This is a genomic window from Vibrio sp. 1159, assembly GCF_033340395.1.
Classification (GTDB): Bacteria; Pseudomonadota; Gammaproteobacteria; order Enterobacterales; family Vibrionaceae; genus Vibrio; species Vibrio alginolyticus.
Map to the genome: position 1 here is coordinate 73,086 of NZ_JAWOWL010000008.1, position 14,975 is coordinate 88,060.

At 45.3% G+C, this 14,975-nt stretch carries 12 protein-coding genes; 9 read left to right on the forward strand and 3 right to left on the reverse strand.

The window, feature by feature from the left end:
* Positions 1 to 115 precede the first annotated feature (115 nt).
* The 5 genes from R7127_RS08755 to R7127_RS08775 all read left to right on the forward strand — a co-directional run bounded on the left by R7127_RS08755 (position 116) and on the right by R7127_RS08775 (position 7,441).
* Complete coding sequence (locus R7127_RS08755) at positions 116 to 1,507, forward strand: HlyD family type I secretion periplasmic adaptor subunit (protein ID WP_005374562.1); 1,392 nt, start codon at positions 116 to 118, stop codon at positions 1,505 to 1,507.
* Positions 1,508 to 1,621: 114 nt separating this feature from the next.
* On the forward strand, positions 1,622 to 2,305 hold the full coding sequence (locus tag R7127_RS08760; protein ID WP_005374561.1) for a transglutaminase-like cysteine peptidase: 684 nt from the start codon (positions 1,622 to 1,624) through the stop codon (positions 2,303 to 2,305).
* 5 nt (positions 2,306 to 2,310) lie between these two features.
* The gene (locus R7127_RS08765; protein WP_005383568.1) at positions 2,311 to 4,224 is read left to right on the forward strand and encodes an EAL domain-containing protein; all 1,914 of its coding nucleotides are present in this window, start codon (positions 2,311 to 2,313) and stop codon (positions 4,222 to 4,224) included.
* A 15-nt stretch (positions 4,225 to 4,239) separates the two neighbouring features.
* Complete coding sequence (locus R7127_RS08770) at positions 4,240 to 6,354, forward strand: type I secretion system permease/ATPase (RefSeq protein WP_005374556.1); 2,115 nt, start codon at positions 4,240 to 4,242, stop codon at positions 6,352 to 6,354.
* A gap of 493 nt (positions 6,355 to 6,847) precedes the next feature.
* Entirely contained in the window at positions 6,848 to 7,441 is a 594-nt protein-coding gene (locus R7127_RS08775; protein ID WP_042522270.1) for a mechanosensitive ion channel family protein, read from the forward strand.
* 300 nt (positions 7,442 to 7,741) lie between these two features.
* Here the strand turns inward: R7127_RS08775 and R7127_RS08780 are convergent, their stop codons facing one another.
* Positions 7,742 to 8,080: a hypothetical protein gene (locus R7127_RS08780; protein ID WP_017821886.1), complete on the reverse strand. Its 339-nt coding sequence runs from the start codon at positions 8,078 to 8,080 to the stop codon at positions 7,742 to 7,744.
* A 231-nt stretch (positions 8,081 to 8,311) separates the two neighbouring features.
* Here R7127_RS08780 and R7127_RS08785 point away from each other — a divergent pair, with 231 nt between their 5' ends.
* Positions 8,312 to 8,896, forward strand: coding sequence for a flavodoxin family protein (locus tag R7127_RS08785; protein WP_017635653.1), 585 nt, complete (start codon positions 8,312 to 8,314; stop codon positions 8,894 to 8,896).
* A gap of 63 nt (positions 8,897 to 8,959) precedes the next feature.
* Here R7127_RS08785 and R7127_RS08790 read toward each other — a convergent pair whose 3' ends face one another.
* Entirely contained in the window at positions 8,960 to 10,585 is a 1,626-nt protein-coding gene (locus R7127_RS08790) for an ABC transporter substrate-binding protein (protein ID WP_167415798.1), read from the reverse strand.
* A gap of 141 nt (positions 10,586 to 10,726) precedes the next feature.
* On the opposite strand from R7127_RS08790, the gene mpaA reads away from it, so the two are divergent.
* Positions 10,727 to 11,437 carry a murein tripeptide amidase MpaA gene (mpaA, locus tag R7127_RS08795; RefSeq protein ID WP_033907251.1) on the forward strand — a complete coding sequence of 237 codons (711 nt, stop codon included), beginning with the start codon at positions 10,727 to 10,729 and terminating at the stop codon, positions 11,435 to 11,437.
* A 19-nt stretch (positions 11,438 to 11,456) separates the two neighbouring features.
* On the opposite strand, the gene R7127_RS08800 is transcribed toward mpaA, so the two are convergent.
* On the reverse strand, positions 11,457 to 12,308 hold the full coding sequence (locus R7127_RS08800) for a MurR/RpiR family transcriptional regulator (protein ID WP_033907250.1): 852 nt from the start codon (positions 12,306 to 12,308) through the stop codon (positions 11,457 to 11,459).
* A gap of 242 nt (positions 12,309 to 12,550) precedes the next feature.
* Between R7127_RS08800 and murQ the strand changes: the two genes are divergently transcribed.
* Entirely contained in the window at positions 12,551 to 13,453 is a 903-nt protein-coding gene (gene murQ, locus R7127_RS08805) for an N-acetylmuramic acid 6-phosphate etherase (RefSeq protein WP_154204098.1), read from the forward strand.
* A gap of 28 nt (positions 13,454 to 13,481) precedes the next feature.
* Positions 13,482 to 14,936: a PTS N-acetylmuramic acid transporter subunit IIBC gene (gene murP / locus R7127_RS08810; RefSeq protein WP_172563670.1), complete on the forward strand. Its 1,455-nt coding sequence runs from the start codon at positions 13,482 to 13,484 to the stop codon at positions 14,934 to 14,936.
* The last annotated feature ends 39 nt before the right edge of the window (positions 14,937 to 14,975 follow it).

Here is a 14,975-nt window from a genome sequence, read left to right on the forward strand (position 1 = left end):
ATTTGAAGAGAGAATAACCCTCTTCTCATATTTTATTAGCCGAGCATGCTGACATGATCGGTTAATAATAATAAGATCAAAAAGATAATCCGTAATTATATAAGCAGGGACTGTGATGAGCCGAGATAACTACAACAAACTCAACGATGAAGAGTTGGATTTTGTTGATGACAAAACTGCAGCATTGCTCCTCAATACCCCCAACAGCGCGCGTTTTATGCTCTGGGTTATGGTGCTATTTTTCATTGCAGCAATAGGTTGGGCATCTTGGGCTGAAATCGACAAAGTCACGGTTGGTCAAGGCAAAGTGATTCCCTCCTCACAGATACAAGTAGTCCAAAACTTAGAAGGTGGCTTAGTCAAAGAAATCTTGGTCAAAGAAGGTCAGTTGGTTGAAAAAGGCCAACAGTTACTGCTTATCGATGACACCCGCTTTCGCTCAGATTTTCGTGAACGTGAGCAACAAGTTGCCAACCTTACCGCATCTGTGCTGCAACTATCCGCTTCTATTAACAGTGTTGCCGTTAATCGTGACTTTGAAACGGAAAACTGGCGTCAAAGTGTACTACTTGATTACGGTAAACTGACCTTCCCACCAACCTTGGAAGAGACTCGACCTCAACTCACACAGCGTCAAAAAGCAGAATATCGCGAAGATCTAGATAATTTACGCAACCAACTTTCTGTTATTGACCAACAAGTGCAGCAAAAGCAGCAGGACTTGGTAGAGATCCAAGCACGAGTAAGGAACTTGCGTCAAAGCTACCAATACGCGAAAAAAGAACTCGATATCACCAAACCTTTGGCAGACGAGGGCGTTGTTCCTCGTATTGAACTGCTCAAATTACAGCGCCAAGTCAACGATACCCGTCGTGAAATGACGTCCAGTGAGCTCAAGATTCCCGTATTGCAATCAGCGATTCGAGAATCCATGCTCAACCGTATTGATGTTGCACTCAAATTCCGCTCTGAACAGCAAGAGAAACTCAACAGCGCCCAAGACCAGTTATCTGCTTTGGTTGAATCAGCGGTGGGCTTGGAAGATAGAGTAAACCGAACGGTTGTGAATTCGCCAGTAACAGGCAAAATCAAAACACTGAACATCAATACTGTCGGTGGTGTTATCCAACCTGGTATGGATATCGTCGAGATCGTACCAACAGAAGACACACTATTGGTAGAGGCGAAAATTGCGCCAAAAGACATCGCATTTTTACGCCCAGATCTTCACGCTATCGTGAAATTTACAGCTTACGACTTCACAAAGTACGGCGGTTTAGAGGGAGAGTTGGAACATATCAGCGCGGATACCACTCAAGATGAAGAAGGCAACAGCTTCTACATTGTTCGTGTACGCACCGAAAAAACAAACTTTGGTCAAGATGCAGATTTACCAATCATTCCAGGAATGACAGCATCGGTCGATATCATCACAGGGAAGCGAACCGTTTTGGAATATCTACTTAAACCGATTTTAAGTGCCAAAACGAACGCCTTGAAGGAGTAAACCACATTAAGATACTCGCGAGAGGGAGTATTGAGCGATAAGTGATTAAATAAAAAGCACTTATTTCTCACTGACGAACTCTCTAGAAGAGTATACTTGTGATACGAGTCGAATATGCGATCCAATTTGCAGCGTAAAGTTACATTATTAATCAGCTTAAGTTGTTTGTCGTTCCAACTTGGTGCGCTGAACAGTAAAGAACAACGATGGGTCAATACGGTCACAGCGGTGTACGGCGAACGTGCGGGATTGCGCGTAAATACATGGCGAAAGAACCTCGACTTATTTAAACAATTAGAGACTCATGAACAGCTCGCTGGCGTTAACGACTTTTTTAATCAGCTGTATTTCGTTGACGACATAAAACTGTGGGGAAAGACAGATTATTGGGCTACGCCACTCGAATTTTTAGGGAGTAACGCAGGAGACTGTGAAGATTTCACTATTGCTAAGTACTTCTCTTTACTCGAGCTAGGAATACCAGATTCAAAGATGCGGTTAATATACGTAAAAGCCATCGAACTGAATCAGTTTCACATGGTATTAGCTTACTACCCTACCCCAAGTTCTGAGCCGCTCATTCTCGATAATATCAATCCTGACATTGTCCGAGCCTCTAAGCGTAGCGACTTGCTACCGATATACAGTTTTAATGGTACAAACCTGTGGTTGATGAAGTCATCTGCTAGCACTGGAGAGCTGGCAGGGAAAGCATCACGGTTGAGCCTTTGGAATGACTTACGCTCGCGCGAACGTAAGTTGCAGTTAAATAAACCTAAAATTAACTATGACGAGTGAGAAACATGACCCTATATAAGAAGCTTGTGGTGGGGATGGTTACGGTCTTTATACTCTTGTTGGCATCAGTATTCGTAATCCAATTCAACACGACTCGAGACAGCTTGGAGCAACAGCAACGTTCAGAGGTCAACAACACTATTAACACCGTAGGTTTGGCATTGGCTCCTTACCTAAAGGACAAAGATAAAGTCGCGGTTGAGTCCGTGATTAATGCTCTGTTTGACGGCAGCACCTACTCAGTTGTTCGCCTTACAGCATTAGATTCTGACTACCAGATCGTGCGTACTTACCCAGTTAAACCAAGTACGGTGCCACAATGGTTTATCGACATGAATCTATTTAAAGCGATTCACGATAAGCGTGTTGTGACCAGTGGTTGGATGCAGCTCGCCGAAGTAGAAATCATTAGCCACCCAGGCGCAGCTTACGAGCAGCTCTGGCAAGGTTTTATTGGCTTGCTGTCTGTATTCAGTGTTATTTTTCTAGCTGGTTTAGTGGCAATTTCATACATCCTACGTCGCTCGCTAAAACCATTAACGGCCATCGTAAATAAAATGCATGAAATCGCGAATAACCAATTTGGTGAACCGCTTGCTCGTCCAAGAACCAAAGATCTTATCGCGGTGGTAGATGGCATTAACATGATGTCTGCTCAAATCGAGCTATCATTCAAAGAGCAAGCCAAAGAGGCGCAACGTCTGCGTGCTCAGGCTTACCTCGATCCTATATCTAAATTGGGTAACCGCTCATTCTACATCAACCAAATCGACCAATGGCTTGCAGAGCAAACGCAAGGGGGTATCGCGCTACTCCATGCTGAATACATTGGGGACATTTACGAGACCAAAGATTACCAACGCGCAGATGCCCACGTTAAAGAACTGTCTCAACGTTTGAAAAACACCATTGATGTACCGGGTGCCACTATTGCTCGCTTGTCTAGTGATGAGTTCGGCTTGCTTTTCCCTCATATGGATGAGAGCGAGTTACGCATTTTATCGGACAGCATCGTCAATTGTGTGAACGGCCTAAATACTGACCCAACAGGCTTAGCAAAACCTAAAGCGTCACTAGGGGTTGCACACAGCAAAGATCAGAAAACGCGCTCTGAAATCCTCTCGATGGTGGACAACGCACTATCGAAAGCCAAAGCGCAACCAGACAAGCCATACGGCTTCATTGGCAGTGATACACCTTCTAGTTTGATGGGTAAACAGCAATGGAAAGCGTTGGTTGAAGAAGCCATTCATAGTGATTGGGTTAAATTCCGTTTCCAAGCTGCGAAAAACACATGGGGTAAAGTATTCCACAACGAAGTATTTTCAAGCATCGAAAAAGATGGTGAAACGTATCGTGCGAATCAATACCTATTCGCACTAGAACAGTTAGACGCCACCAACATCTTTGACCAGTATGTCATTGAATCAATGATTAAGATGCTAGAAAGTGGTGAACTTAATGACCCAGTCGCGATTAACATCGCGCAAAGTAGCTTGTCTCAACCATCGTTTATTCGCTGGACAACTAGCATGCTGGAAAAACACGCCAAAGTGGCCTCTAAGCTACACTTTGAAATTCCAGAGGAATGCTTTATCGATCAGCCTCACCACACAGCACTGTTATGTAATGCCATTCGCCAATCAGGTGCTGAGTTCGGCGTAGATAACTACGGACGTAACTTCCAATCTTTGGAATACATCCAAGAGTTCCGCCCGAACTATGTGAAGCTCGATTACCTATTCACACACAACTTGCACGACGAAAAACAAAAATTCACGCTAACGTCGATCTCTCGTACTGCCCACAACCTTGGTATTACGACTATCGCATCGCGTATCGAAACTCAAATCCAGTTGGATTTCCTCACTGAACACTTTGTTGAGGTATTCCAAGGATTCATCGTCGACAAGGAATAAAAAGGTTTATCAACGATGAAAGACCCTTTACTGAATTCGCTCATCTACGTTAGCCGTTACTATGGGTTAGCTAACTCGCCAGAAGCGCTAGTCAACGGACTACCGCTATCTGACGGTAAACTGACCCCATTTTTGCTACCAAGAGCAGCGGAAAGGGCCGGATTGGTTGCCAAGGAAAACCGCGCAGAGCTGGAGAGCATCTCCAGCCTAATTCTGCCGGCAATCTTAGTTCTTAAAGGCGGTGACTCTTGCGTTCTCAACAGCATCAATATGGAGAAACGCGAGGCCGAAGTCACCACCCTAGAAAGTGGAATGGTGCCGATCTCTATTCCATTAGAAGACCTACTTGAGCAATACACTGGTCGGTACTTTTTAGTTAAAAAGCAATTCCGTTTCGATGAGCGCTCTCCCGAAGTGCTCAAAACCAACGAAGGCCACTGGTTCTGGTCCACCTTGTGGCAGTCAAAACGCATCTACCGTGATGTTTTAATCGCATCACTTCTCATCAACCTCTTTGCGGTTGCCGCTCCGCTATTCACTCGCTTGGTGTACGACAAAGTGGTTCCGAATCTTGCGTTTGAAACCCTATGGGTACTAGCAAGTGGCATCTTTGTCGTGTTCCTGTTCGACTTCATTCTCAAGTCGCTGAGAAATTACTTCATTGATGTGGCGGGCAAGAAGTCTGACATTCTGATTTCATCCAAACTGTTCAGCAAAGTGATGGGGATTAGAATGGAATCGAAGCCGCCTTCGGTCGGTGCCTTCGCTCGCCATTTACAAGAATTCGAATCTATTCGAGAGTTTTTTACTTCAGCGACCGTCAGTGCTCTCATTGATTTGCCTTTTGCCATTCTGTTCTTAGTGATTATATGGCTAATGGCTGGCGATCTTGTGTATGTTCCAATGGTGGGCGTGGTCATTTTGATTATTCATTCGCTACTGATACAAGGGCCGCTGCGCCGATCCATTGAGGAGGGTTCACGCCTAGCATCGCAAAAATATGCCAATTTGATAGAGAGCTTGGCTGGGTTAGAAACCGTAAAAATGCTCAGTGCGCAAAGCCAATTCCAATACCGCTGGGAAGAGGCAGTTGCACACATGGCGAACTGGAATATAAAAAGCCGCCGAATTACGGATAGCATTCAAAACGCAGCAGGTTTTGTGCAGCAAAGTAGTAACGTAGGGATGATCATCCTAGGCGTTTACTTAATTGCAGAAGGCGACTTAACCATGGGTGGTTTGATTGCCGCAACCATGCTTAGCGGCCGCGCGATTGGTCCTTTGGTTCAGTTATCCTTACTCTCTACGCGCTACAACCAAGCGAAGTCTTCTATGACAATTATCAATCAAGTCATGGAAATGCCGGATGAACAAGAAGAAGGTAAACGTTACATTCACCGTCCGATAGTACAAGGCAAAATTGAACTTGAACGCGTGACCTTCCACTACCCAGATTCACCGGTGGCGTCGATTCGAGATTTGAGCTTGACCATTAACCCAGGCGAAAAAGTAGCGATCATAGGCCGTATCGGTTCGGGTAAAACCACGTTAGAACGTCTCATCATGGGCTTGTATCAGCCGACGGAAGGTCATGTTCGCATTGATGATACCGACATCGCACAGCTGCATCATGTCGACATTCGCCGTAATATTGGTTGTGTGCCGCAAGATTCGAATCTGTTCTTTGGCTCTATCCGCGACAACATTACGCTAGGTCGCCCATTAACCGATGACCGTGACGTACTAGACGCCGCGAATCGTGCCGGTGTTACTGCGTTTACGCAATCTGACCCAGCGGGCTTAGAACGCCAAGTTGGTGAAGGTGGTGCAATGCTTTCGGGGGGTCAACGTCAAGCAGTCACGATCGCTCGTGCATTTTTGGGTCGTCCTCCTGTTCTACTCATGGATGAACCAACCAGTGCGATGGATAATCGCTCAGAGATGCACATTAAACATCAATTAGCACAGTTGAAACCTAGTGAAACGCTGATTCTGATTACGCACAAAACGTCTATGCTCGACATCGTTGATCGCGTAATTGTGATGGAGAAAGGCAGCATCATCGCAGATGGCCCTAAAGCGCAAGTGCTGAACGATTTGAAACAAGGCAAAGTGCGTGCGGTTAGCTAGCCTGAATTCACATTGATAAAAGACAAGGGCCCCGTTTAACTTGTGTTTAACGGGGCTTATTTTATTGGGAGCCCGAGATAATTAAGTTCTTCAAGCGCGACCCAAACGAGTACAAGGCCAACAATCACGAATAAAATCATAATCGCCTTTTCATCTTCTTCCATTTTTCAACGCCCTAAAAGCTATTTCAATTAATACACCTTAGGTTATCAGGACAAAAGTCATATTCAGCTCGTTTATAAGGAACTAGCGTCATAGAATGTCGGATATGGGATACAGCTCAAAGATTGCTCTTTTCAAAATCACGTCAGCTTTGATTGAATATAAGTAATGAAGCCAAAGAGTTCGTAATGCTCACTAAGTCTTTGATTAACTTATACAGTACTCTGTGGTACCTCAACACAGAGACAAATGGTGTAAAGAAAAATTGTGATTACTTACAGCAAAAAATCAGCTATAAAAGCCGCTTTCTAGATATCGTCGAGATGAAGAAATGAATGATTGGATCCAATTAGAGCAAGTGAGCCAGTATTTCACTACGGGCTCCCTCGGTTACAAACTATTGATGGGCATTTTTGTCCTGATCGCGTATCGCATCCTGAAGAGGATTGTAAATCGAGCCATCCTAAATTTGGCAACAACGAAAGGTGTAAAAAAGGCTCGTTTGAGTTTTATTCAGCGCTGTTTCAATGTCGCGCTGCTATTTTTGACCGCCTCTATTTTTGCCATTATCACAGGTATTGGCTATGGCGATGTGTCTTTGTTCCTATCGTCCATTTTTGCCGTATTAGGTGTGGCGTTTATTGCGCAGTGGTCAATTCTGAGCAACATCACTGCCAGCTTTTTGATCTTTTTTGTCTTCCCATACCGAGTGGGTGACCGAATTAAAGTCGTAGATAAAGATGAAGACATCTGCGGTGAGATTCAAGAAATCAGTATGTTTCACGTGTTAATTAAGCACGACAACGGAAACTTAATCACTTACCCAAACAACCAGATTTTGCAAAAAGCAGTGCTAAAGCTGGCGAAAAACAAGCCAGAGCCAAGTAAAGTAAAATCTCGGATTTATACTCGCAGAAAGAAATAACCCACTAAAAAGCCGATGTATCTACATCGGCTTTTTAGTATCACTTGGTGGTCACAAATAACCCAAAGTTAATGGCGAAAAACAGTGAAGAGACAAAACGTATAAGCTGAAGGTCACCACTGTATTCTTTCATGATAAAAACATGACACATCGCCGAAACCAAAAGCGCCACTTTAACCAAAGGAAGCTTCTTATTTACGAACCTTAAATAAATACAAAAAATAGAGATGGTGCAAGCAAAGAAAAAATCGTCACTAGTTCCATCTTCCTTAAAATACAAGGACATGGTTTTAGTTAAGCTTATATTTTTAGCTTCATTATGAGCCACCCACTAATATTTAGCGAGATAAGGGCATAAAAGAGGTAAAAAACAAGACTGACCGAAACAAAAAGTAGTGCATGCACTTTTTCTTCTAAGCTCTCTGGATGAACATTCATATCCACATCAAACACACCCGCTATAAAGTGTGCAAATACCGTGGAAGAGGCTGTAGAAAGGCCTCCTACCATAATGATAATAATCCCTCGCCTTAAGAAACGATGAAATGTACTTTTCCCGCCTTGGATCAGATCTGAGTTTACATATTTTAATCTATTTTTCCGCCTATTAATCATCACTAGCATCGGTACCTTTATCATTGTTTCCAAGAGAGTTTTCTACATCTTTAAGATCTTCCTTTAACGCTTTTATACACGACATTCATCGTCGTTGCATTCACTGTAGTTATGCCGTCGACTTACCCTATAAGAAAGCTCTTTAGATACCAATTCGTACTTTATCTATCTCAAATCTCTTCTTGACCTCAACTTAGCTTGAGGTTTTAGCCTTAGTCGCACGATTAAAAATCAACAATGAAAAAAGGAACCATTGTGTCCAAAATTGCGATTATTTATTTCTCTAAAACCGACGTTACTGGTCAGCTTGCTCGCGCGATTGCCGCAGGCGTTGAACAACAAGGCATTAAGCAGCAAGATGACTGTGAAATCCTCTCTCACCGAATTGAAGGCAATGAGATTATTGAGGGACGTTTTGTGAACCCTAAACTAATGGATGAACTTGCTGAGTGTGATGCGATTATCTTTGGCTCACCGACCTATATGGGCGGTGTAGCAGCGCAGTTTAAAGCATTTGCAGATGCAAGCAGTGAATCTTGGTATTACCAAAAATGGGCGAGCAAAATCGCGGCTGGCTTTACCAGTGGTGGGGCAATGAATGGCGACCAATCTTGCACATTACAATATCTACAAACGCTCGCTAACCAACACGGCATGATGTGGGTCGGGTTGGATAAGATCAGCAATTCTGGGGAGCAAAACCTGAATCGTTATGGTGTACAAGGTGGTATTGTTGCACAAGGTGGTGAAGATGGTCAGTTGCATGCTTCTGATGTTGCAACAGCAGAGTATCTTGGCAAACGAGTCGCTATGCTCGTGAACAAGCTCTCCACTCGCTAACAATAAAAAGAAGCCCCGTAAGATACATCTTCGGGGCTTCATATTTATCGCTTGTTTTGAGCGCTACTTCTTGATGTAGAGGTCTTTCGAGTAGATACGACCTTCTACGTTGCTCTTGGCAAAACCGCCAACCGTAGGACGAACCAAACGCGCTTGCATGTAGTAGTAAATCGGTGCGATTGGCATATCCGCCGCCAACAATTGCTCGGCTTGATCATAGAAACCTTGGCGCGCTTTCTCATCGGTTGCGGCCAATGCACTGTTCATCGCGTTGTCGTACGCTTCATTGCTGTAACGTGCAAAGTTACCCGAAGAACCTGAGCGAAGTAAGCTCAGGAAAGTAGACGCTTCATTGTAATCACCACACCAGGAAGCGCGCATCACATCGAAATTGCCTTGTTTACGCGCCACTAAGTATGACTTCCACTCTTGGTTTTCTAACTCCACGTGTGCACCGAGATTTTTTTGTAGCATCGACGCTATCGCAACCGCGATCGATTTGTTTGCCTCACTGGTGTTGTACAGCAATTTAAAATCGAGCGGCTTGTCTTGGCTGTAACCCGCTTCTTTTAACAACTGACGCGCTTTCTCGTCACGTTGTTGCTGACTCCATTTACTATACTCAGGGGGCGTCGCATCAAAACCGGCAGTGTACTGATGCGCAAAGGTGTACGCAGGAAGGTTGCCCACTTGCGTGACACCATTCGTAATCACATCACGCATGATGGAGTACGACACCGCTTGACGCACTCGCGCATCATCAAATGGCGGACGAGTGGTATTGAACGCGTAGTAATACGTGCACAGTAATGGCACCACCGTGTAAGCCTGCTTGTAATCTTGTTTAAGCTTCTGCGCCATATGAGTCGGCACATCTGACGTGATATCCAGCTCTCCTGCCGCATAACGATTGATTGACGCGTTTTGGTTTTCAAACGGAATGTAAGTCACTTTGTTTAAATGCGTATCTGCGCTGTCCCAGTAACTTGGACTCTTAACCAGTTCAATGCGCTCATTCACGACCCACTTATCCAATGTGAATGCACCGTTGCTAACAAATTGGTCTGGATCGCTCCACGGCTTGTCGCGGTTTTCCACTGTCGCTTGATGCACTGGCATCATGGACGTGTGCCCAGTCATAGCAACAAAGTACGGCACTTGACTGTCCAACTCAAAACGTAGGGTGTATTTATCCACTGCCTTGATACCGAGATCGTCCAAAGGCTTTTTGCCCTCTGCTACATCGGTGATGTTTTTGATCTTGGTGAGTTTGAGATACCAAACATTTGGAGAAGCGGTTTTCGGATCTACCGCTCGGCGCAGTGAATAGACAAAATCATCCGCTGTCACAGGCTCGCCATTCGACCATTTCGCGTCTTTGCGCAAGTGAAAAGTAAAGGTTTGGTTGTCGTTGGTTTCCCATGATTCTGCCACACCGGGAATAATGTTTCCGTCACGATCTTGAATCACAAGCCCTTCAAATAAGTCACGAATCACATGCATTTCTGGCAGACCTTCGGCTTTCGCTGGGTCAAGCGTCGCCGCCTCTGCGTCATTCGCACGTACTACATGCTGTTCTGCGGCAAGTTGAATGCCTTTAGGTAAGGTCTCCGCAGCAACTGATGTAGCAAGAAAAGGGGTGAATAAAGAGGAAATCAGCAACGCCGTTGAATGTTTTTTAAAATCCATATCGTTTTTCGTTCTCCTAACGCGTCTTGTGAAGCAAGTGCCACAATTAACATTTCAACCGTTGACGAGTTTAAACGGTTCAGTTTAGCTAGGTGTAATTAGCTTAGATATTGATACTACTTCATCAATCAGGAGATTACGGTGAGTCTAATTCCAAGAACGGAAAGAGCGGCATTTTTAATTCGGCCAACATCATACGGTCAATCCGTGCTTGGTGCGCCATTACTGTATTTTCCGGCTCAAGTCGAAAGTGCTTCGCGAGGTTTGATTTTGGCAGGCACTCACGGGGACGAGACGGCCTCGATTGCAGGTTTGTCCTGCGCGCTAAGAAGCTTGCCTGCTGAAAACTTACGACATGATGTGATTCTGTCAATGAATCCTGACGGCAACCAACTAGGCACACGCGCAAATGCAAACCAAGTGGATCTCAATCGCGCGTTTCCAACCCAAAATTGGACTGAGCATGGCACAGTGTATCGATGGAGCTCTCACACACCCGTTCGAGACGTACAGGTGAAAACTGGCACTAAAAACCAACTAGAGCCTGAAGTTAGCGCATTAATTAACTTGATTGAACTGCGCAAGCCAAAGTTTGTGGTGTCGTTTCATGAACCGCTTGCTTTTGTGGATGATCCCAAACATTCCGACCTTGCCAAATGGCTCGGCGAGCAGTTCCAACTGCCAATCGTTGACGATATCGACTACGAAACACCCGGCTCATTCGGCACTTGGTGTAGTGAACGTGATTTACCTTGCATCACGTTGGAGTTACCAGCGATTTCTGCCGATCTCACCATTGAAAAACATCTCTCTGCTTTTATTGCTTTGCTGAGGCACGATCCGGATCTCTAGTCCGCTGTTAAACAAGCGATCATGTGAGGATCTGTTTGATGTCGGTACTGATATCGCTGATCAACTGACGGGCACTGTCGTCTCTTTGCTGAACCAAGATGATAAACAGCAAATCGGTGATCACGTTTTGCGCGGTACGCGAAGCAATGGATGAGCTGCGATGTTCCGTTTCATTGGCAATCGTATCAAACGTAATATCGGCAATACCGCGCAAGCGACTTCTTCCTGGCGCAGATAACGCAATCACCTTCGCGCCCTGCTCTTTTGCCGCTTCTGCCGCGACGAGAATTTCTTTGCGCTCACCCGAAAACGAGATTGCGATCTGAACATCTTCTGGAGAGAGCGTGCGGGCAACAGCAATCTGCACGTGGCTGTCTTGTTCAGAAAGCGCCGTAATACCAAGTTTAAGCAGTTTAAAGCTTAAATCCTTCGCGGTCAGTGCAGAGCCCCCAATCCCGACCACTTGCACTCGACGCGCTTCACTCAACCATTTCACCGCTTGGTGACACGCTTCGTAAGACAGCGTATTGGTAGTTTGAAACATAGCGTCGGTTTTCGCTTTCACCAGTTTCTGTGAAATTACCGCAATGGGGTCGTCAGCCAAAATATCACTGTGCAGCGGTGTCGACTGCATCGCATGCTTACGGCCAATCTCTTCATTCAGAGCTAATTTAAACTCGCTGTAACCTTTAAAGCCGATACGCTGAGTAAATTTCACAATGCTCGATTGACTCACTTTTACTTGCGCCGCAAGTTCTTGGCTAGTGAGCAGCGCCGCCTTTTCTGCGTTTTCAACAATCCAATCGCCGACCAAACGACCACTTTGCGAAAGCTGAGTACGCCTCGCGACTATCTTATTGATAACTGACACAACAAAAACCTCAAAAAATTTAAATAAATTATTCCAAAACAAAAATAATTGGAGTTTGATTTAACTCCATGATTATTCTAACCAAGCCAGTTTATATCGGATGTAATGGACGTATATTTTCTCTCATTATTCCAAATTTCTCCTGCACAAAGAATAACCTCAAGTGTGATTCTTATCACCAAAACAGAATATTTTATTCCATAGAATCGCCCTCAGATTGAACATTACGAAGAGTGTAAAACATGAAAATTGATTTAAGCCGATTGGTGACAGAAAGCCGTAATCCAGCCAGTGCAGAGATTGATACGCTTTCGACCATCGAGATGCTGCAAGTCATTAATGAAGAGGATCAAAAAGTCGCGCTCGCGGTCAAAGCAGTGCTACCACAAATTGCAAAGACGGTTGATGCAATTACTGCAGCGTTCGCCAATGGTGGCCGTTTGGTTTACATGGGAGCTGGCACATCAGGCCGCTTAGGAATTCTTGATGCGAGCGAGTGTCCTCCTACCTACGGCACGCATCCAGATATGGTGATTGGCTTAATTGCTGGTGGACACCAAGCGATTTTGAAAGCGGTAGAAAACGCAGAAGACAACGCGAAAATGGGTCAAGACGACTTAAAAGCGCTTCACCTCACCAAACATGACGTGGTTGTAGGCATTGCAGCGAGTGGCCGTACACCTTATGTACTAGGTGGTTTGGACTACGCTAAATCCATCGGATCTACGACCGCATCTATCGCCTGTAATCCGGAATGTGCCATGGCAAAAGCGGCCGACATCGCGATTCTGCCGATAGTTGGCGCAGAGGTTGTCACTGGCTCTTCTCGCATGAAAGCCGGCACCGCACAAAAACTGGTGTTAAACATGCTCACGACAGGTGCAATGATTCGTAGCGGTAAGGTATTTGGCAACTTAATGGTGGATGTAGAGGCCACCAACGCCAAGCTCATCCAACGCCAAACCAACATTGTTGTAGAAGCAACTGGCGCATCAAAAGAAGAATCAGAGCGAGCATTAAATGCCTGCGATCGCCACTGCAAAACTGCCATCTTAATGATTTTGGCCGATTTGGATGCCGAACAAGCCAAATCACGCCTCGCCGCGCACAACGGTTTTATTCGCGCAGCACTAAATAATAACTAAATAATCCGAGTTCTGAAGGATAGACCCTATGGCAAAAATAACTTCAAACACAGTATCGCAGTTGCTGTCCGCAGTGGGTGGCAGCAGCAACGTAAGCAAATGTGGTAACTGTATGACGCGTTTGCGTTTATCGCTCGCCAACAATGGTTTGGCTGATCAGTCAGTTATCAAGCAAATTCCCGGCGTAATGGGTGTGGTGGAAAGCGATGAGCAGTTTCAGATCATTCTCGGTCCCGGAAAAGCTCAACAAGCGGCTGAGATGATGAATCAATTGATCGACAGCTTAACCTCTGGTGACAGTGAAGAAGCAGATATACCGCAACAAGATCTTTCTGCCGTCGCAGCCGAGCAGAAAAAACAGATGAAGAGTAAGCAAACCAGTGCGGTTCAGCGTTTTTTAAGCAAGTTTGCCACCATCTTTACGCCGTTGATCCCAGGCTTTATTGCCGCTGGTTTGTTGCTAGGTTTTGCGACGTTATTGGAACAGATGTTTGTTCTCGACCAGACACCAAGCCAGTTTATGTTGGATTTGATCGCCTACATGAAAGTCTTTGGTAAGGGTCTGTTTGCTTTCCTAAGTATTCTGATTGGTTACAACGCGCAGCAAGCATTTGGCGGCTCTGGTGTTAATGGTGCCATTCTCGCCTCTTTGTTTGTGCTGGGTTACAACCCAGAGGCGACATCCGGCATTTACTCTGGCATGAACGAGTTTTTCGGCTTTGCGATTGATCCGCGCGGCAACATTATCGGCGTACTTTTAGCAGCGATCATCGGTGCACAAGTCGAGCGTAAGGTTCGTCAATACATGCCAGATGATCTGGACATGATCTTAACGTCCGTTATCACTCTGTTGATCATGGGTGCGGTAACCTTCTTGATCATCATGCCAATCGGCGGCGAGCTGTTTAAAGGGATGTCTTGGTTGTTCCTCAACTTGAACGATAACCCATTAGGCGCTGCAATCTTGGCAGGTTTGTTCTTAATTTCTGTGGTATTTGGCATCCACCAGGGTTTTGTTCCAGTGTACTTCGCATTGATGGAAGCACAGGGCTTTAACTCACTATTCCCTATCCTGGCGATGGCAGGTGGCGGTCAGGTTGGCGCGTCAATGGCGCTGTATTTCAAAGCCAAAAAAGACGCTCTACTGCGCACTCAAGTTAAAGGCGCTATTATTCCGGGTCTTCTAGGCATTGGCGAACCATTGATTTACGGCGTGACATTACCACGTGTAAAACCATTCGTTACCGCTTGTATTGGTGGTGCTGCGGGCGGCTTCTTTATCGGTTTAGTTTCTTACCTTGGCTTACCAGTTGGTCTTAATACGGTGTTTGGCCCATCCGGTATCGTGGCGATTCCTCTCATGACATCTGAAAATGGCATCTTCCCGGGCATGATGGTGTTTGTTGCTGGCCTGCTTATCTCTTACATCGTCGGCTTCCTCGCGACTTACTTCTTTGGCTGCAAAGACGTCGATTTAAGCTAAATCATTCTTCCCCTATAGGAATGGACTAGCTCGCGCCCT